The sequence below is a fragment of the Vibrio thalassae genome (genome assembly GCF_900089835.1).
GTDB lineage: Bacteria > Pseudomonadota > Gammaproteobacteria > Enterobacterales > Vibrionaceae > Vibrio > Vibrio thalassae.
In genome coordinates this window covers 110602-130025 of record NZ_OANU01000002.1, presented here as the reverse complement: position 1 = coordinate 130025, position 19424 = coordinate 110602, and the positions used below count along the sequence as shown (strand labels likewise).

20 protein-coding genes are annotated in these 19424 nt (G+C 47.2%); 19 read left to right on the top strand and 1 reads right to left on the bottom strand.

What is annotated here, in order from left to right:
- The first annotated feature begins 8 nt into the window (after positions 1-8).
- From VTH8203_RS00585 to VTH8203_RS00555, 7 genes are all read left to right on the top strand, one after another.
- A complete protein-coding gene (locus VTH8203_RS00585) occupies positions 9-1163 on the top strand; it encodes an SAVED domain-containing protein (RefSeq protein ID WP_096991881.1) in 1155 nt (384 codons plus the stop codon).
- Positions 1156-2346, top strand: a complete 1191-nt coding sequence (locus VTH8203_RS00580) for a nucleotidyltransferase domain-containing protein (RefSeq protein ID WP_096991880.1) — start codon at positions 1156-1158, stop codon at positions 2344-2346. The genes VTH8203_RS00585 and VTH8203_RS00580 overlap by 8 nt, the downstream gene beginning before the upstream one ends.
- A complete protein-coding gene (locus VTH8203_RS00575; protein WP_096991879.1) occupies positions 2347-3060 on the top strand; it encodes a ubiquitin-conjugating enzyme family protein in 714 nt (237 codons plus the stop codon). It begins immediately after the preceding gene.
- Between the two features lie 116 nt (positions 3061-3176).
- The gene (gene mobH, locus VTH8203_RS00570) at positions 3177-5327 is read left to right on the top strand and encodes a MobH family relaxase (protein ID WP_096991878.1); all 2151 of its coding nucleotides are present in this window, start codon (positions 3177-3179) and stop codon (positions 5325-5327) included.
- Positions 5328-5375: 48 nt separating this feature from the next.
- The gene (gene traD / locus VTH8203_RS00565; protein ID WP_096991877.1) at positions 5376-7211 is read left to right on the top strand and encodes a conjugative transfer system coupling protein TraD; all 1836 of its coding nucleotides are present in this window, start codon (positions 5376-5378) and stop codon (positions 7209-7211) included.
- A gap of 9 nt (positions 7212-7220) precedes the next feature.
- Entirely contained in the window at positions 7221-7781 is a 561-nt protein-coding gene (locus VTH8203_RS00560; RefSeq protein WP_096991876.1) for a conjugative transfer protein, read from the top strand.
- Entirely contained in the window at positions 7768-8403 is a 636-nt protein-coding gene (locus tag VTH8203_RS00555; RefSeq protein ID WP_096991875.1) for an IncC plasmid conjugative DNA transfer DtrJ family protein, read from the top strand. Before VTH8203_RS00560 ends, VTH8203_RS00555 begins: the two co-directional genes overlap by 14 nt.
- Before the next feature lie 26 nt (positions 8404-8429).
- Here VTH8203_RS00555 and VTH8203_RS00550 read toward each other — a convergent pair whose 3' ends face one another.
- Positions 8430-9017 (bottom strand): plasmid-related protein, encoded by a 588-nt coding sequence (locus VTH8203_RS00550; protein WP_096991874.1) that lies wholly within the window; start codon positions 9015-9017, stop codon positions 8430-8432.
- 288 nt (positions 9018-9305) lie between these two features.
- Between VTH8203_RS00550 and traL the strand changes: the two genes are divergently transcribed.
- From traL to VTH8203_RS00485, 12 genes are all read left to right on the top strand, one after another.
- Entirely contained in the window at positions 9306-9587 is a 282-nt protein-coding gene (gene traL, locus VTH8203_RS00540; protein WP_000433889.1) for a type IV conjugative transfer system protein TraL, read from the top strand.
- On the top strand, positions 9584-10210 hold the full coding sequence (locus VTH8203_RS00535) for a TraE/TraK family type IV conjugative transfer system protein (RefSeq protein ID WP_096991872.1): 627 nt from the start codon (positions 9584-9586) through the stop codon (positions 10208-10210). Before traL ends, VTH8203_RS00535 begins: the two co-directional genes overlap by 4 nt.
- The gene (locus VTH8203_RS00530) at positions 10194-11090 is read left to right on the top strand and encodes a TraK domain-containing protein (protein WP_096992177.1); all 897 of its coding nucleotides are present in this window, start codon (positions 10194-10196) and stop codon (positions 11088-11090) included. The genes VTH8203_RS00535 and VTH8203_RS00530 overlap by 17 nt, the downstream gene beginning before the upstream one ends.
- A gap of 2 nt (positions 11091-11092) precedes the next feature.
- A complete protein-coding gene (locus VTH8203_RS00525; RefSeq protein ID WP_096991871.1) occupies positions 11093-12382 on the top strand; it encodes a TraB/VirB10 family protein in 1290 nt (429 codons plus the stop codon).
- Between the two features lie 74 nt (positions 12383-12456).
- Positions 12457-13029 carry a type IV conjugative transfer system lipoprotein TraV gene (gene traV, locus VTH8203_RS00520; RefSeq protein WP_158296034.1) on the top strand — a complete coding sequence of 191 codons (573 nt, stop codon included), beginning with the start codon at positions 12457-12459 and terminating at the stop codon, positions 13027-13029.
- On the top strand, positions 13026-13412 hold the full coding sequence (gene traA, locus VTH8203_RS00515) for a TraA family conjugative transfer protein (protein WP_000180225.1): 387 nt from the start codon (positions 13026-13028) through the stop codon (positions 13410-13412). The genes traV and traA overlap by 4 nt, the downstream gene beginning before the upstream one ends.
- 220 nt (positions 13413-13632) lie before the next feature.
- A complete protein-coding gene (locus VTH8203_RS00510) occupies positions 13633-14424 on the top strand; it encodes a type IV toxin-antitoxin system AbiEi family antitoxin (RefSeq protein WP_000095577.1) in 792 nt (263 codons plus the stop codon).
- A complete protein-coding gene (locus VTH8203_RS00505; protein WP_008844785.1) occupies positions 14417-15355 on the top strand; it encodes a nucleotidyl transferase AbiEii/AbiGii toxin family protein in 939 nt (312 codons plus the stop codon). Before VTH8203_RS00510 ends, VTH8203_RS00505 begins: the two co-directional genes overlap by 8 nt.
- A 131-nt stretch (positions 15356-15486) precedes the next feature.
- Entirely contained in the window at positions 15487-16179 is a 693-nt protein-coding gene (locus VTH8203_RS00500; RefSeq protein WP_001228924.1) for a DsbC family protein, read from the top strand.
- On the top strand, positions 16179-18578 hold the full coding sequence (traC, locus tag VTH8203_RS00495; protein WP_096991869.1) for a type IV secretion system protein TraC: 2400 nt from the start codon (positions 16179-16181) through the stop codon (positions 18576-18578). The genes VTH8203_RS00500 and traC overlap by 1 nt, the downstream gene beginning before the upstream one ends.
- Positions 18571-18918 carry a plasmid-related protein gene (locus tag VTH8203_RS00490; RefSeq protein ID WP_096991868.1) on the top strand — a complete coding sequence of 116 codons (348 nt, stop codon included), beginning with the start codon at positions 18571-18573 and terminating at the stop codon, positions 18916-18918. Before traC ends, VTH8203_RS00490 begins: the two co-directional genes overlap by 8 nt.
- A complete protein-coding gene (locus VTH8203_RS00485; RefSeq protein ID WP_014703130.1) occupies positions 18902-19414 on the top strand; it encodes a S26 family signal peptidase in 513 nt (170 codons plus the stop codon). The genes VTH8203_RS00490 and VTH8203_RS00485 overlap by 17 nt, the downstream gene beginning before the upstream one ends.
- Positions 19415-19424 lie beyond the last annotated feature (10 nt).

The window sequence follows — 19424 nt, the reverse complement described above, 5'->3', positions numbered from 1 at the left end:
AGTTTTGAATGGTCGTTGAAGTCACGAGGCACATTAAGCGTCCTGTTGAGCGGGAGCTTTGGGCTCGCGCAGCTGCTCGTTGTCAGTTTAGCGGGTGTAATAAATTGTTATACAAATCAGCGGTGACCCAGGAATCGGTCAATGTCTCTCAAAATGCTCATATTTACGCATTTTCTGAGAATGGGCCTCGTGGTTGGGGACTCTTTAAAACCAAGCCAACCAGCTTGAATGACGTCAGCAACCTCATGTTGATGTGCTATGACTGTCACAAAAAAATTGACCAGAAAGGCAGCGAAGACAGGTATCCAGCCGATCTCTTGATTAGTTGGAAAATGCAGCATGAGCAACGTATAGAAATCCTCACAGGCATTGCTCCTGATCGCAAATCAAATGTTGTTTTATATGGTGCCAATATTGGAACTGAAAGATCACCGATTAATTATCACGGTTGTGTTGAGGCAATGTTTCCGAATTGGTATCCGGCAACTGAAAAGCCAGTGACACTATCCATGGTATCAGAGCTGAAGGATCACTCTGAACAATATTGGCAAGCAGAGTCGCAACACCTAACGAAGCGTTTTCAAAGTAAAATTTCATCGATCATCGAAGAGGATTCTTGTAAGCATTTTTCATTGTTCGCGTTAGCTCCTCAGCCATTGTTAATAAAACTTGGCGCTTTGCTTACCGACAAAATTGAGGTCGAGACTTATCAGCTGCATCGAGAGCCTAAGGGCTGGTTTTGGCAAGACTGTTCAGATGATTTTGAGTACATCATCAACAGACCTCAAAATATGGAGGGGAAGCCTGCCCTAGTACTTTCTTTGAGTGACCATGTGTCGCATGAGCGAATTACTCGGGTTATAGGGCCAGATACATCGATTTGGGAAGTGACTATCAAGCAGCCTCATAATGATTTCATGCAGTCAAAGCAGCAGCTCTCTTTGTTCAGAAAGTGCATAAGAAAGCTGATTGTTGAAATCAAAAATACACACGGGGATGCCACGCCACTGCAAATATTTCCTGTGATGCCAGTATCGTGTGCCGTCGAATTAGGACGGGCCAGAATGCCTAAGGCTGATATGCCATGGCTTATTTATGACCACGACATAAAAACACAACAATTTGTAGTGGCAGTCGAGCTTCGAGGAGACCTTCATGAGTAATACTAAAAGTAACGATGTTCTAAACACAATTCTGGAAAAAATTGAGCTACCAGAGAGTGCTTATGAAAAGGCTGAAAAACGCTATAAGGATCTAGGTGATTGGTTACATCGCCCAGAGTCAACATGCGTGAATTTTGATCCCCACGTGTTTTCTCAAGGGTCCTTTCGTTTAGGTACGGCGATTAGGCCCGATTCAGAAGAACAGTATGACCTAGACATGGGGTGCAATCTTCGGCGTGGCCTGGATAAAACGTCTATCACTCAAAAGCAACTAAAGCACCTAGTCGGTCATGAATTAGAGCTTTATCGAAACGCCAGAGGAATTAAGGAAGAGCTAGCCGAGAAGAAACGCTGTTGGCGCTTAGAGTATGCCGATGGTCTTAGCTTTCACATGGACATAGTTCCGTGTGTGCCAGAGAGTGATACAGGAAGAGGACTTTTGAAAAAGCGGATGGTCGAAAACTCTAAGTTTGATGAAAACTTGGCTCAAAACGTGTCTCAGCTTGCAGTTTCGATTACCGACAACACAGATTCCACTTATGCAGTTGTGAATGAAAACTGGCGTATCAGCAATCCTGAAGGATATGCTCGATGGTTTGAAACGCGCATGAAGACGGCACGGTTAGTGATAAACGAACGTGAAATGCGATTTAAAGCCAGTATAGATAGTCTGCCATATTATCAATGGAAGACACCCTTACAGCAGGTTATCCAATTATTGAAGCGTCATCGTGACACTATGTTTAAAAACAATGAGGATAGTAAGCCAATATCGGTAATCATCACTACATTGGCGGCTAAATCGTATAAAGGTGAAAGTGATTTGGCTTCAGCGTTGAATACGGTGCTCTCCGAGATGGATGACCATATTTCTGCACAAGCGCCAATGATTCCGAACCCAGTCAACCCAGCCGAAGATTTTGCAGACAAGTGGTATGACGAAAAATCTGCTCAATACCGATTACAAGAAAACTTTTATAAATGGCTGTATCAAGCTAGAGCTGACTTTAGTGCTCTTTGCTCAAGTGATGATACGCAACGAATAGTAAATGCGGCGCAAAATGGTTTGGATTTGAAGCTTGATTCAAGTTCGGTAGCACGTCTATTGGGTATTCCTGCGGTGACAACAAAACCAACTTTCGCAATTCAATCATCTGATCCAAAGCCATGGTTTAAGCAATAGATGAAGCACTGGAAGGCTGTGGGCCTAGAGGCTTTTCTCTCGGCCTATCCGAACATTAGATTAGTAGATGTCCATGCAGATAAGATTGAGTTGCTGGGAGAGTATCAGTTAAAAGCACAGCTAGCTGGAAGTCGGTTTATTGAGCGAACATTTTCTCTAAGGATTGTATGCCCAAGTGAGTATCCTAGGGCTTTACCAGTGGTGTTTGATACAGCTGGTTACTTTCCTCGTAATCAGGACTTCCATACTTACTCTGATGGATCATTTTGTCTTGGCTCAGACCTAAAAATTAAGTCAATTTTGAAAGCCGACTCGTCATTGACAACCTTTTTCGAAAAGATTGTTGTCAGATTTCTTTATTCGGTGTCCCATAGGGTTGAATTTGGCAACTTTCCCTATGGCGAACTGGACCATGGTGAGAAAGGCCTGATTGATGATTATTCTCAGTTGTTCAATGTTAATGGTAAAGCATCGGTTCTACGGGCACTGAAAGCGTTAGGTTTGCGCAAGCGTGAGGCAAATAAATTACCTTGTCCATGTGGTTGTGGTGATCGTCTTGGCTCGTGTGACTATCGGTTTGTCTTGAACGAGTTTCGTCAAGTTGAGCGCCGCCGATGGTTTCGCGATCACCTACAAGAAGCTTTTACACCGATTGAAAAACCCAAAAGGAGAGTTGGGAAAAAAACTAAAAGGCCAAGTAGAAATACGCCTTAGCTTAATCAGCTCCCTCAGCATTTTTTGGCGTATGTGTTAATACATATCGGATTTTTTAGTCTAATCAACCGGCAACGCCAGATTGAACCTTCACACTATCGTGTCGGAGGTTCACTATGTTCAAAAAACTATTTTTTCAAACCAAAGCACTACCAGAGCTTTCATCGCAACTGGATGCAGACATTCCACGCTATCCGCCATTCCTGAAGGGGTTGCCAGCTGCGTCACCCGAGGATTTGCAGTCCACACAAGACGAGCTAATTGCCAAACTGCGCCAAGTACTTGGCTTTAACCAGCGTGATTTTCAAAGGCTAATTCAGCCCTGCATTGATCATCTGGCGTCCTATGTTCACTTGCTGCCAGCATCTGAGCATCATCATCACAGTGGCGCTGGTGGTTTATTACGTCATTCGTTGGAAGTTGCTTTCTGGGCTGCACAAGCTGCTGAAGGGATCATCTTTGTTGCCAGTGGCACACCGGTTGAGAAAAAAGAGCTTGAACCAAGGTGGCGTGTTGCGGCGGCATTAGGCGGTTTGTTCCATGATATTGGTAAGCCCGTTTCAGACCTGTCCATTACAGACGAAGATGGACGCTATCAGTGGAACCCATTTTTAGAAACTTTATCCCAGTGGACCACAAATAACAGTATTGAACGCTATTTCATTCGCTGGCGCGACGGACGGTGCAAGCGGCACGAGCAATTTTCAATTCTGGTGTTAAACCGGGTGATGACACCTGAATTGCTCGCCTGGTTAACCCAGCCGGGCCCTGAGATTTTGCAAGCCATGTTGGAAGCAATTGGCAATACCGATCCCGAGCATGTCCTGTCTAAATTGGTTATTGAAGCTGACCAAACCAGTGTCCAGCGAGACCTGAAAGCTCAACGAATTTCCGTTGACGACAACGCCCTTGGTGTCCCAGTTGAACGCTATCTACTTGATGCTATGAGGCGATTACTTGCCAGTTCGCAATGGCTGGTCAATCAGCGAGACGCCAGAGTCTGGGTACGAAAATCGAATCAATCAACCCATCTTTTCCTGGTTTGGAAAAGCGCGGCTAAAGACATCATTGAGCTATTGGCCAAAGACAAGATACCTGGCATCCCAAGAGATCCCGATACCCTTGCGGACATCCTCATTGAGCGAGGATTGGCCACTAAATCCGCCTCAAATGAGCGATATGAAAGCCTTGCCCCTGAAGTGCTGATCAAAGACGACAAGCCAATCTGGCTACCCATGCTGCATATATCTGAGGCCGATTTATTGTTCAGCTCGAATGTACCAAGTGGTGTGACACTGTTTAACAAATCTGAGTGGGAAGCAAAACAGCAAACACAAGCAGAGCCACAGAGTCGCTCCAGTGAGCAGCCAGGCTTGCCTGAAGCGTCATCATCAATTGAACACAGCAAATCGGCTGAGTCGCCATCGACAAAACCGTTAGAACAAGATGATGAACTTCGTCATTCAATCGATGTTAATAACCTCCAGTCAGCAGAAAACGATCCAAGAGATGGATGTGAAAAGCCTAACAATTCATATGATGGCGCTATCTCAAATAACGTAAGCCAGCAAAACGAAGCAGCATTGAATCTGCCTGAATCTTTGGCGTGGCTCCCAGAGGCCAGCAGTGCGTTGGTTATGGTTGATGAACAGATACTGCTCCGCTATCCCGATGCCGTAAGACATTGGTGTGCTCCCCGAAAACTGCTTGCTGAACTCAGTCAATTAGATTGGCTTGAACTAGATCCTGCAAACCCGACACGTAAGGCCAGAATTGTGACTACGAATGATGGCGTTCAGGAGCAAGGGTTGCTGCTGAAAGTATCGATTTCTAAAGGGCTAACTGCACTGATAGACATCTCCAAACAAGACGAAGAACCGGCGGCAGCAATTCAGAACGAAGAGGCTTCACAGCGTCCGAGTCGAACAGAGACAACCAATGCCCAAGCAAAAGAGCCCGCCACAAGAACGGAGCGAAAGCAAAAGCCGATTGCGCCCAATGCGAACTCAAGTACAGACCCCAAACACGCGCAGCGGCAACAGATGGTTAATTTTGTGAAAGATTTGCCCATCTTACTGACCGATGGCGATTACCCAGACGTGGATCATAGTGCCGATGGTATTCGCGTCACGATACAAACCTTACGCCAAGTCGCCAATGCGCATGGCATTCCAGCCGGACAGCTACTTCGGGGGATCTCGGCCAGTGACCAATGCCAGTTTGATGAGGGGGAAACGGTTCTGTTTACCGCTCACGCTAAACGTTAATCCATTTGAAGTTAAGCGGATTGTAAACGGTTATTTTGCGGAGCATGAATGAAAGAAAACGCATATGAGATGCCCTGGCGCACGAACTATGAAGCCATGGCAGTAGCTGGTTGGCTGGTTGGAGCAACTGGGGCAATTGCCGCAGAAATGCTGACAGAGTTACCACCTGAGCCATTTTGGTGGATGACAGGGATTTCCTCGGGCATGGCGTTGTATCGCCTTCCTGAGGCTTATCGCCTTTATAAGTTGCAGATGGGGCTAAAAGGCAAACCATTGGCATTTATGGAGCTGTCGCATTTGCAAAAGGTGATGGCAAAACATCCTGATGAATTGTGGTTAGGGTATGGCTTTGAGTGGGATCAACGTCATGCCCAACGCGCTTATGAAATCCTAAAGCGGGATAAGCAAACCTTGCTTAACCAAGGGCACGCCTCTTATCGAAAGAATAGCCAAATGGGTTCGACTTGGATTCATGGTGTCGAGCCCAAAGAAGAAGATGTGTATCAGCCAGTTGGTCACACAGAAGGCCATACCTTAATTGTCGGTACGACCGGTGCCGGAAAAACCCGATGCTTTGATGCGATGATCACTCAGGCCATTTTGCGCAATGAAGCCGTGATAATTATTGACCCCAAGGGAGACAAAGAACTTAAGGATAATGCACAGCGAGCCTGTATTGCCGCCGGTAGTCCTGAGTGCTTTGTGTATTTTCATCCGGGTTTTCCAGAGCATTCAGTACGTCTTAATCCCCTGAGAAACTTTAACCGGGGCACTGAAATTTCCAGCCGAATTGCGGCCTTAATCCCATCCGAAACCGGTGCTGATCCATTTAAAGCCTTTGGCCAAATGGCACTGAACAACATCGTGCAAGGTTTGTTGCTTACTTCACAGCGTCCTGATCTGAAAACACTGAGACGATTCTTGGAAGGTGGCCCAGAGGGCTTGGTAGTAAAAGCCGTCACAGCCTGGGGGGAGCAGGTGTATCCGAACTTTAGTGTGGAGATTAAACGCTTTACTGAAAAGGCCAATACCTTGGCTAAACAAGCCATGGCGATGCTGCTTTTTTACTACGAACGCATTCAGCCCGTTGCCGCCAATACTGATTTGGAAGGCCTTTTGAGCATGTTTGAACATGACAGAACCCACTATTCCAAGATGGTGGCTTCACTGATGCCGGTGCTCAATATGCTCACTTCAAGTGAACTTGGCCCACTGCTATCACCGATTGCAAACGATGTGAATGACAGCCGGTTAATTACGGATTCTGGCCGTATTATCAACAATGCCCAAGTGGCGTATATCGGCTTGGATTCATTGACTGACGCCATGGTTGGCAGCGCCATCGGTTCGTTGCTTTTATCCGATCTCACCGCCGTGGCCGGTGACCGCTATAACTATGGTGTTGATAATCGTCCCGTAAATATCTTCATCGATGAGGCGGCTGAAGTCGTCAACGATCCCTTCATTCAACTGCTCAACAAAGGCCGTGGCGCAAAAATGCGTTGTGTGATTGCTACTCAGACCTTTGCTGACTTTGCAGCTCGAACAGGCAGTGAAGCTAAGGCTCGCCAGGTGTTAGGTAACATCAACAACTTGATAGCCCTTCGGGTGATGGATGCCGAAACGCAGCAGTACATTACTGACAATCTGCCAAAGACTCGGTTGCAGTACATCATGCAAACTCAAGGTATGTCGTCCAACTCGGACAGCCCCGCGTTGTTTACCGGCAATCATGGCGAGCGCTTGATGGAAGAAGAAGGTGATATGTTTCCACCGCAGTTATTAGGCCAGCTTCCCAATCTGGAGTACATCGCCAAGCTTTCAGGTGGCCGTGTGATTAAAGGTCGCATTCCTATTTTAACCAGCTCTACACAGGCAGCATAAGGAGTCTGTATGCATCATTCTGTCTGTCTGAAAATGACAACACTTACCAGTAAAGAAATGCTCGCTCAGTGGCAGCAACATAACCCCCAGTTCAAGGAAACCTTAAGACTGCTTGAAACCGACTGGCCTCATGCTTTGGCCTCGGTGTATTGCTTGGCGGACTACTTAACGGATGCGTTCACGTTAGATGGCCATTCCATCTTTGATTTGTGTCTGTGTAATGGTTTGGGCAGTTATGAAGAAGTCAGTTGTGATGATGATAGTGTACGCCTTTGGCATTTCATTGAGGCACTGACCTGGACTGCCGCCAGTGCTTTAACGGGGATTCGCCTGCGTGATCCTGACCATTTCGAGTGGGCCGCCGTAGATGGTGTGTATTTCTACTCCTGGATTCGTAATCGTCCTAATCGGATGGCGTATCTGGCTGAAGGACGCATCGAAGTGCGTTATGTCAGCGGTCATACGACGACAAAGCGGCTTCAACAAGTGATCAAAGCCCGGATTATGACGCCAACCGTTGCAGCCATGCTGGCGCGAGTCGAAGAGGATATTTGGCATGAGCAAGCATAAGTCGGTTTGGCTGCTGTGTCTGGCACTGATGCTGGAGATTATTGCCATTGGCGTGTTAGTGCCCGGTGATTGGACTGGCCGGGTCATTAGTAAAGAGAAGCAGATGATCCAAAATCAATTGGGCGCAAAAACGAGCTATTGGATTGGTCAAACTAGCCATGGCTGGTATCAATCATGGGTTGTGGATACGCAGATGGAGCAATCTGTGCGTGATTTTCTGATCCCCACTGAAGAGCAGCGACTGCGCTCTAAAGGGATGGAGAACATGGGAGGCTTTTGGTTTGTCTGGGTAGAAGACCGTATTCAGGCATTTTTTGATGTGTTGTACCAAGTGTTCACTCGATTTGCTTTACTGATGGTCTGGTTGCCCTTTGCGCTTATTCTCATGTTACCGGCGTTGTGGGACGGCTTGATGACCTGGAAGATTAAGAAGACAACCTTTGATTTTTCGAGCCCTATCATTCACCGCTACAGCATGATTATCCTGGGCTCAGGTGTCATTTTGCTGTTTATGGGATTGTTCGCCCCGCTGGCCATTCCACCGGTGGTGCTACCGTCGCTGATCATCGGTTTAGCATTAATGGCGGGGTTGGCGTTAAGTAACTTGCAGAAGAAGATATGAGGCCAGTTAGGCCTCATCTTGTAGAGCTAAAACCTGACGCCTACGGTATTGCCGTTCTCGTCTTCAGCAGGCAAATGGTAAGTATCAATAAGGTGGCCTTGAAGCCAAATATATTGAGGCATCCAAAAAGAGTACTGTCGTATAAGAGCCAATACTTCTTTTAACGGTTTGTTTGCATGAGGCTCGGCAAGACGAAAGTACATGAATGAGCAATAATCTCGAAAATACTCATGAAGCTCTGAATCCGATAGCGTTTCTTTTAGCGGCCTGTTTTGTTCGTCGTCCTCATCAGGGGAATTGGCATAAGTTTCAAATAGCTGCTTTTCAGTAAGCATCTCCAATAAGTGGTCTTCAATTAAAACCCCATCACTGGTATCGACATCCATACCATCTTTGACATCAAAAGCCATGACACATCCAGAAGATAATGCCACCTCTGATGGTTTCAGTACGTCATTAGCTTGTACAACCTGATGCCAATGATTAAAACCAGCAGATACTGCAATTTCATCGAGTGCTTGAGTGTGTGTAATGGATTTTTCACGTTTAAGCTTTCGTGCTTTTTGCTTTAAACGTTCAACCGTGTCAGAGGAAATGATTTTAATAATTTGCATTGAGTTTCTCCTATTAGCGAATACGGTGCCCACTGCCGAGGTCGCAGAAAAAACCTAAGCAAAAAATAAATTTGATATGCATGTCGTCCCGTCCGGGTTTGCTAAAGTGGGCAGCTGGTCTCGACACGACCAATATCCTCATCATATCAACCGCATCAAAAAGATCAATTGTTAGTATTGTCTGAGTAGAACCCTCAAAACCTTCAAGAATTCGGCATCTAGCTGACCACTGAAGCTGCCAATCCCGAGGCATTCTTCACTTCTCAATTCAAACAACGAGGAGTGACTATGGAACCTGTGAATATTCCATCCTATATCGATGACCCGCCGCACTTCCTGCTTTGGAGTGCTGATGAGATGGCTCCCATTCTGTTGGGGCTAGTGATCGGCATTTTTACCGGTAATGCCTTGGTTTTATGCCTGTTGGGGTTGGTGACAACCAAGCTCTATCGGCGTTTTCGTGATGGTCGCCCAGATGGTTTTATTCTTCACGCCATCTACTGGGCCGGACTGTTGCCAACCAAAGCCAAGACGATCCCTAACCCATTTATCAGGAGCTATCTGCCGTGAAGTTCGACGTGTTTTTAAAATCATGGCAAGGCACGCAATTAGAGAACCGATGGCAACGGTTTCTGATTGCGGTGCTGGTGCTATCTAATTTGCTGCTTGCGGTAGCGGCATTTTCTCGCAATACCGTGGTGGCCATTCAACCACCAACCTTGACTGAAACGGCTGAAGTGTCACGAAACCAGGCCACTCAGCCTTACCTGGAATCTTGGGGACTCTACCTGGCTGAGCTTATGGGCAACGTGACGCCGGGCAATGTGTCCTTTATCCGGGTTGCTATCGAGCCGCTACTTTCACCTGCGGTGTACCAGCAAGTGGTCGATGCACTGGAGATTCAGGCAAGACAGATCCGTGAAGACCGAGTCACGCTCAAATTCCAACCCAGACAAGTGGAGTATGAGTATGAAACCGGCCATGTCTTTGTGACCGGTTATTCCTTGGTCTCTGGACCATCTGGAGATGAACAGCGCCAAACTCGCACCTATGAGTTTGACATCGATATTGAGCAATACCGTCCAAAACTCAATTGGATGGATACGTATGAGGGGCAAGCTAGAACGAAGCGAGTTCGTGAAAAGTTGACCCAAGAGCAAAACCGGAGGGTGAATGATGCGAACCAAAATTAGTCGATGGATGACACCAAGCTTAATCGCAATGAGCTTGAGTGGCGTCCTGTTATCTCAAGCGTCGTATGCAGACGTGGAATTGCCGATTGTGCCAGCCAGTGTGATGAAGCAGTCTGCTACTGCAAATCCACCTGTTCAAACCAATCCGGTTTCAACGGATGTGCCAACAACGTTACTGATGACACCGGGGGTTAATGAACTGATCCCTGTAGCTCTTGGGCATCTGAATCGGATTGTGACGCCGTTTGAATCGCCTCAGGTGAGAACAACCAGTGATGCTCAGACGCAAATCAAGGGGAATGTTGTATATGTGGCCACGGACAAAGAATCACCGGTTTCACTTTACATCACTCCGCCTGGTCAGGAAGCGCCCGCATTATCTGTCACCTTAGTACCTCGTCGTATTCCACCGCGTGAAATCACCTTAGCTATTGATGGTCAGCAGTGGCCTATTAAGGGCGTCGTGAACCGCAAAGCCGCCACTTGGGAAACGGCTCAGCCATACGTCGATAGCTTACGTGATTTACTCAGACGCCTTGCACTAAATGAGTTACCACAAGGCTATGACATCCGTTTAGCTGGCCAAACTGACACAAGCCCGAAATGTTTTCAGCCTGGCTTAAAGTTTGGTTTTAAGCAGGGGCAAATTGTGACGGGACATTACTTCACCGTCTATGTAGGACTGGTTGAAAGCTTTGCCGATGAGCCGATAGAAGCCAGTGAAATAGCCTGTCATGCACCAGATATAGTGGCAAGCGCCTACTGGCCTCGCAATATCTTGTTGCCGAGTGAAAAGACTGAGTTGTATGTGGTTGTTCGCAATCATCGTGAAGAACCAGTGGAAAGTCAGCGACCTTCGCTTCTTGTGGGAGGTAAGTAACGATGAAAGCACAATGGGAACAAATGAGCCCGAACATGAAGCGGGGTCTATCGGTTGCTGGTATTGCTGGTGGTCTCATCCTTATGGTGATGGTGTTTTCACCTAATCCTGACGATGGCTCAAGTAGTCGGAACCGGCAGGAAACAATCCGGCACATTCTTACGGATACCAATACTCGTGATGTTGGGGTCGATAGTTTGGCTGCGAACGTAAAACTACTTAGTGAGCGCAATGAACAGTTACGTCGTGAAGTTGAGCGCTTGCGTCGTGACGTCGATTCAGGACGGCTAAGCCCAGGTTCGCCTTCTATACCAAGTGAGGTCAATGCGGAGCTGGCCCGCCTTAGAGCGGAACTTGATGATGTTCGCGCAGGAGGTGATGCAGCAGTTGAAGGCACAAATAGCCGTTTTGAAGTGCCTTTATCTGCCATGGAATTACCCAAAGACGAAAAGCCTCTGCCGTCTAACCCAGACGACTATTTTGCCAATGCGCCGCTGCCTGATCCGCTCTATCAGCAGCCAGCCAATGGCCACGGTACACGAGCACGAGATGTTCCATTGCCGCCAATCACGATTCGTATGATTGAGCCTGAAGTGGTTGCTGAACCAGAGGTTGTTGTGCAAGAAGCGCCGCCTTTGTATCTACCGGCGGGCAGCATCATCTCAGGTACTTTGATCACAGGTTTGGATGCTCCTACTCACGAGTCCGCAAGACGCGAGCCTTTTCCTGCATTGCTGAGGATTCAAAAGGAAGCCATTTTACCTAACCGATTTAGAGCGGATATCAAAGAGTGTTTCTTGATCGCCGCAGGTTACGGTGATTTGAGCTCTGAGCGTGCTTATTTGCGAGGCGAGACCATTTCATGTGTGAGAGAAGATGGTGGCGTCATTGAAACGCGACTGGATTCTTATGCTGTGGGTGAAGATGGCAAAGCCGGTATTCGTGGCCGATTAGTGTCGAAACAAGGCCAGCTGGTGGCCAAATCGATGATGGCCGGATTCCTTCAGGGCTTGGCTGGCGCATTTGATGTAAATCCTGTTCCGACGATTCAGACGGGTAATGCCGGTGATACTCAGCTGTACCAGCAAGTCATGAGCCAAGAAGCATTACAAGGCGCTGCGATTAAAGGCACCGGTAAAGCATTGGATCGAGTGGCCAAGTTCTATTTGGACATGGCTGAAAATATGTTCCCAGTCATAGAGGTAGACGCTGCAAGGAAAATTGAAGTCATAGTCACTCGTGGGGCCTCGTTGTCGTTGGCCACTTCGCAAGGGGGAGGTGCAAGAAGATGAAAAAATCCTGCATGTTGCTAACCGATCGAAGTCCGTTTCAGACAATAAGATGTGTATCCAGAGGAGAGTTAACCATGACGACATCAATGCAGAACAACCCAAAGCACCAGTCAAAACAGTGGTCTAAAGCTGGATTACTTTTATTGGCAGTCGGCTCAACCTTATTGTCTGGCTGTAGTTCATTGGGTCTTGGGAGTAGTGAATATGGATGCCCAGGTATGCCTGACGGTGTGCGCTGTTTATCCGCTCGAGAAGTCTATGAGCTTACCAGTAATGGCGCTGCACCCAAGACGATTGATGCTGTGGCGACTCGAATTGGTTCTCCCTCTGGGTATTCACAATCTGATTTAGAGACAGGACTGCTGAGCCATCCAGCATTACCTGAGACGCAGCAATCTGCACCTATTCGCATTCCTTCAAGGGTGATGCGAATTTGGATTGCGCCTTGGGAGGATGACCGTGGAGATCTGAATTTATCCAGCTACGTGTTTACCGAAATTGAACCGCGCCGGTGGGATATTGGGGTGTCAGCACCTCGAACGGTTTCGCCTGTGCTACGTCCACTTCAGACTCAGAGCGATTCAACCTCAGCGGGAGCTGATGGTAGGCGCGATAACTTGAGTATCTACGGAGAAACTAACGAATGACAAATGCAGTTCGCACCATTCAAACTCAGCGCCTAATGACCATTGGTGCGCTTGGTTTGATGGCGTTAATGATTTCGGAGCCCTCATTTGCGGGCACCGGTGGTGATGCTTTCACTGATGTGTGGGATACCCTAAAAGATTGGACCCAAGGTACTTTGGGACGGATCGTAGCGGGAGCCATGGTTCTGGTGGGTATTGTGGGCGGTATCGCTCGCCAAAGCTTGATGGCTTTTGCCTTGGGCATTGGTGGCGGTATGGGTCTCTACAATACGCCAACAGTCGTTGAAAGTGTTATGTCTGCAACTTTACCTGTTGTTGCCAGCACTCAAGAAGTCATTGGCACAACAGTTCCAGCAATCAGCGCCGTCTTACTGGGCACCTGAATGTGAGCCATATTAGGCAGTTCACTTAAGGCAATCAAACTTAGGTCTACACAACATCGGGTTATTGGTGATGTTGTGTAGACCTTTTCATTTCAGCGACGCCACATTAACGAACTTGGTTTACATTATTTGGTATATTAATACCTAAGGTGTTAAAATTCCTATCATAATAAACTATATGGTTTATACTGTTCGTGATATTCATACTTTGGGTGTTAAAATGTCATCTAAAATAAACTGGCTTGTTGCTCATACTTCTCCTGGTGCGCTAGTACTTCAGCAATGGCTGACTGAAAACGGCGTGAGCTACTCGTTGGCTCAAAAGTACGCGCAGAACGGTTGGCTGAAGAAGCTTAGTTCTGGTGTGTACTATCGTCCAAATGCGCAGGGCGATATAAAGCCAACTTGGGTTGATGCCATTCAAGCATTGGATGTGCAATTGGGCGTTCCAGTTCATTTGGCTGGACTGAGCAGCTTAACTCACCAAGGACTGAGTCACTATTTACAGCTGAACAAAGAGCAAGTTTGGATTTGCGTTAAAAACAAGTCGTCCTTACCGAAATGGTTTCGTGAATTCCCTTATCAGAATTGGTTTTACTGTGGAAACCATAAGCTTGAAGTGAATCCCGAGAAAGATTTGAAAAGGATCACGGTTAAAGAGAAAGAACTCACTGTCAGCTGTGCAGAACTTGCTGCCTATGAAGTGGTAGATGCGATTGGAAAGCTGATTTCATTTGAGCATGTCGCAGAATTATTTCAGGGTTTAGTCAATCTTAGCCCTAGAAAAGTACAAGATATTCTTGAACGAAGCAGCTCTGTTCAGGCAAACCGAATATTTCTATTTCTGGGTCGATACTACGATCACCAGTGGGTCAATCGCATAGATGAAACAAGAATTAAATTGGGGGCAGGAAAGCGGCAGGTTGTCGAAAAAGGACGTTTTGATGAGCGATATCAAATCACAGTGCCAGAGATATTAAGCGTCAAAAAAGGTGAACAACATAATGGATAAAGATAGCCCATATTACAAACAGGTTTCTTTGCTCATAAGAATGCTGCCTGTGGTAGCAACAGAGACGGTTTTTGCACTTAAAGGTGGCACCGCCATTAATTTATTTGTGAGAGATTTTCCTCGGTTATCTGTAGATATTGATCTTGCTTATCTTCCACTTGAACCAAGAGATGAGGCTTTGATTAATGTCAGGGCTGCATTGCAGCGCATTACAGACAGAATCAATACTCAACCAGATATCAGAGCGGCATTTCAGGATAATAAAGCTGATGAACTGAGAATAGTTGTATCAAGTCCGGTTGCGACGATCAAAATTGAAGTGTCGCCCGTCGCCAGAGGTACATTGCATAGTGCAGAAATAATGGCAGTTCAAGAGTCTGTTGAATACGAGTTTGGTTATGCTGAGATTCAGGTAGTCAGTCTTCCCGATCTGTATGGTGGGAAATTGTGTGCTGCAATGGATCGCCAACATCCTCGCGACTTATTTGATGTGCGTATGTTACTTGGCAGTGAAGGGGTTTCGAGAGAGATTTTAGTGGGTTTTTTAACCTATACATTAAGTCATCCTCGGCCTATTAATGAAGTCATGTCGCCAAACTGGCAGCCGCTGAATGAGAAATTTCAGGCAGAATTTGATGGAATGACTTTTGAAAAAGTTGAATGCGAAGACTTAGCTTCTGTTAGGCCTATGATGTTAACTTCGCTGCAAAAACATTTCACAGAAAGGGATTATGCTTTCCTTATGTCATTCAAAAGAGGGCAACCTGACTGGGCATTGTTTGACTATCCTAATGCAGCAGACTTGCCAGCGATTCGTTGGAAGTTGCAGAACATAAACAAATTGGCAAAGAATCAAGCAAAACATCAAGAGCAATTAGATAAATTGAAGCAAGTGCTTGATGATTGGCTTGTTAACGCAAACGCCGAGTAATTCGTTTATAACAAACCTCAACGAGCTATAAGCCCCCTAGTTAGATTGCGATTTCTTCAATCTATCTAACCGAGTCCACATAGGACAACTGCATAGACTGGAGCCTCGATTTACATTAACGAGGACTCCTCATGCGAAAACTATCTCCAATTATTCTGGCGCTTGCGCTGTCTCCTTTGGTTCAAGCTGAACCTGTATCTGAAGTGTCGCCCGTTGGCAAAATTGACGGCATGGTTTCTTTACCTGTCACGGGTATGAAAGCGGTCGAAAGCAATGGCCGTATTGTTTTCATGTCAGACAGTGGCCGGTTCGTCATTGATGGCACGCTCTATGATGCCTGGTCCAAAAAGCCACTTACCAGCCTTGAAGAAATTCGAGAAGCGGGAAACACTCTGGATTTAAGTCGCCTTGGCTTAAAAATGGATGATTTGAACCCACTGACGCTGGGCGAAGGCAAAAAGAAAGTGGTGGTCTTTGTTGATCCACGATGCCCGCACTGCCATGAGCTTTTGAAACAAGCTTTACCGCTAACCAAAGAATACACCTTCCAAATACTCCCTGTGCCAGTGCTTGGTCCTGATTCAGAGCGTCAGGTTCGCCAGCTTGGCTGTGCGCGTGATAAAAAAGCAGCCACCGATGCATTGCTGAATGGCCGGATTGGTAACCTAGAACAGGATGATGCCTGCAACTTAGAACCAATGCAGCGTACTTTGGTGACGGCTCAAATCCTGGGCATTCAAGGTGTGCCTTTCATTGTCGCCAATGATGGTCGCATCAGCCGAGGCCGTCCTTATGATCTTTCTGCTTGGTTGGAGGGGCGTTAATGAAAGCCTCTCTGTATTCAGGGCAACGCGCTTCAGAGCTATTGCCTGTATTGGCCTATTCCGACGATGAGCAACTGTTTTTCATGGAAGACCAAAGTGTTGGCTTTGGTTTTCTATGTGACCCCTTGCCCGGTGGTGATGAGTCTGTTGCAGACAGGGTTAATGTTCTACTCAACAACGACTGGCCAAAAGACACTTTGCTGCAATTTGGCCTGTACGCCTCGCCTGATATTCAAACCGACCTTCAGCGCATGATGGGCTTACGGCATCGTCAATCCGATCCATTGCTCAGGGCGTCGATACGCAAACGTGCTGACTTCCTCGATGGGGGCACGGTTCAACCGATAGAAGAATCAACCCAGACTCAGGTACGCAACTTTCAACTGATCGTCACCTGCAAATTGCCTTTGGAAAGTCCTATACCGACGGAGCGTGAGTTGAGTCGAGCATCCGCGCTTCGGGCTTCTTTCTCGCAAGCGCTGGCAACGGTTGGTTTTCGCGTCACTGAGATGACTGACCGAAACTGGCTCGCGGCATTAAGTGCGCAGCTTAACTGGGGAAAAGATGCTTCCTGGCGCAATCCATCACCAATCCGCAGTGAGGCAGATAAACCACTTCGAGAGCAAGTGTTGGATTATGACCGAGCTATCAAGGTGGATAGCCAAGGTCTGATGCTGGGTGATTACCGAGTTAAAACCTTATCGTTTAAACGCTTGCCTGAGCGGATCTGGTTTGGTCATGCCGCAAGTTTTGCGGGCGATATGATGACGGGCAGTCGCGGTTTACGCGGCAGCTTTTTGCTGAATGTCACCATTCACTTTCCCTCAGCCGAGGCCATGCGATCTCGTTTAGAGACGAAGCGTCAATGGGCGGTCAATCAGGCCTATGGCCCGATGCTCAAGTTTGTGCCGGTGCTTGCAGCCAAGAAAAAGGGATTTGATGTTCTTTTTGAAGCCTTGCAAGAAGGTGATCGTCCTATTCGGGCAAATATGACCTTAACGCTGTTTTCACCAACAGAAGAAGCGTCGATCAGCTCTGTTTCAAATGCTCGAACCTATTTCAAAGAACTCGGATTTGAGCTGATGGAAGACAAGTACTTCTGTTTGCCCATTTTCCTGAATGCCTTGCCATTTGGTGCTGACCGCCAGGCGATGAACGACTTGTTTCGATTCAAGACCATGGCGACACGGCATATCATCCCTCTGTTGCCTTTGTTTGCGGATTGGAAAGGCACTGGCACGCCGGTGATTAACTTTGTTTCCCGCAATGGCCAGATCATGAGTGTGTCCCTTTATGACTCGGGCAGTAATTACAATTGTTGCATCGCGGCGCAATCGGGATCGGGTAAGTCATTCCTGGTGAACGAAATCATCTCTTCCTACTTATCTGAAGGCGGACAATGCTGGGTGATTGATGTTGGCCGCTCCTATGAAAAGTTGTGTGAAGTTTATGACGGTGAGTTCTTACAGTTCGGGCGAGACAGTGGCATTTGCTTGAATCCGTTTGAAATCGTTGAGGACTATGACGAAGAAGCGGATGTGTTGGTTGGGTTATTGGCAGCAATGGCCGCACCTACGCAGTCATTAACCGATTTTCAGATGGCCAATCTAAAGCGTCAGACCCGTGAACTGTGGGAGAAAAAAGGTCGTGCCATGTTGGTTGATGATGTGGCAGAGGCCTTGAAAAATCACGAAGACCGACGTGTGCAAGACGTGGGGGAGCAGCTCTATCCGTTTACGACACAGGGCGAATATGGCCGTTTCTTTAATGGTCACAACAATATTCGCTTCAAAAACCGTTTCACTGTTTTGGAGTTAGAAGAGCTCAAGGGGCGCAAGCACCTACAACAAGTGGTGTTGCTTCAGCTTATCTACCAAATCCAACAAGAGATGTACTTAGGTGAGCGGGATCGTCGCAAGATTGTGTTCATTGACGAAGCCTGGGATCTGCTGACTCAAGGTGATGTCGGTAAGTTCATCGAGACGGGTTACCGGCGATTTCGAAAATATGGCGGCAGTGCTGTAACGGTAACGCAGTCGGTCAACGATTTGTATGACAGCCCTACAGGTAAAGCTATCGCTGAAAACTCGGCCAATATGTACCTGCTTGGCCAAAAAGCTGAAACCATCAACGCGCTCAAAAAAGAAGGCCGCTTGCCACTAGGTGAAGGCGGTTATGAATACCTGAAAACCGTTCATACCGTCACTGGTGTCTATTCCGAAATTTTCTTTATTACCGAAATGGGCACCGGGATTGGCCGCCTCATCGTCGATCCGTTTCACAAGCTGTTGTACTCGTCCCGTGCAGAAGATGTAAATGCGATTAAGCAGTTAACGCGCAAAGGCCTTTCTGTTGCTGATGCCATCTCCCAGTTGTTGAAGGAGCGAGGCTATGAATAAGTCCACGCTTTGGCCATTTATGGCCTCTATTACTTTGTCTATTGCTGGTAGCGGTTTAATGACCAGCTGGCTCTTAATGAAAACACTCGAACCCATCCACAGCCAGTTGGTGTTAAGTACGCCCATTGCAGTCGTGGATTTTGGGGAGGCGGTGTTGTCACTGGGCCCCAATGCCAGCGAACAAGACATCGAATCCAGGTTGCTTCAGACCAATCAACAAATTGAAAAGCTAAAAGCAGCCGGTTTTATCGTGCTGGATGCCCAAGCGGTGGTGGGTGCTGATGATTCCGTATTTGTGCCAGTAGGCTCAAAGGAGGTATCTCATGCAGATACTCCGTAAAAGAATGCCTTGGCGGCCATATTTCATCCGTTTGACCGTTCTTGCGTTAATCATGGCCATGGTAGGCACCTACGCCATGATGCGCTACCGAATAGGTATTGATACCCAGCAAGAGCGCTGTCTGCCTGATACCACGGTGTATCTGATTGATCTATGGAATAAAGAGCCCGTTAAGGATGGTTTGTATGCCTTCCACTCAAAAGGACTCGCTCCGTTATATAACGACGGTACTCGGATGCTTAAACGCCTAACAGGGATGCCTGGGGATGAAGTCAAGGTGACTCCTGAGCATGTGCTGGTGAACGGTGCTGAAGTCTCTACCGGCATGGCATTAGCCCAGCGTCTTGGTGTGGCGGAATCACAATTTAGCCGCTCATTGACGCTACAAGAAAACGAGTATTGGTTTTCCGGTGAGGCCGAAACGAGTTTCGACTCCCGCTATTGGAATGCCGTTAAGCGCGAGCAGATTGTCGGTCGCGCTTGGCCGCTTTTGTAGGAGGTGGATG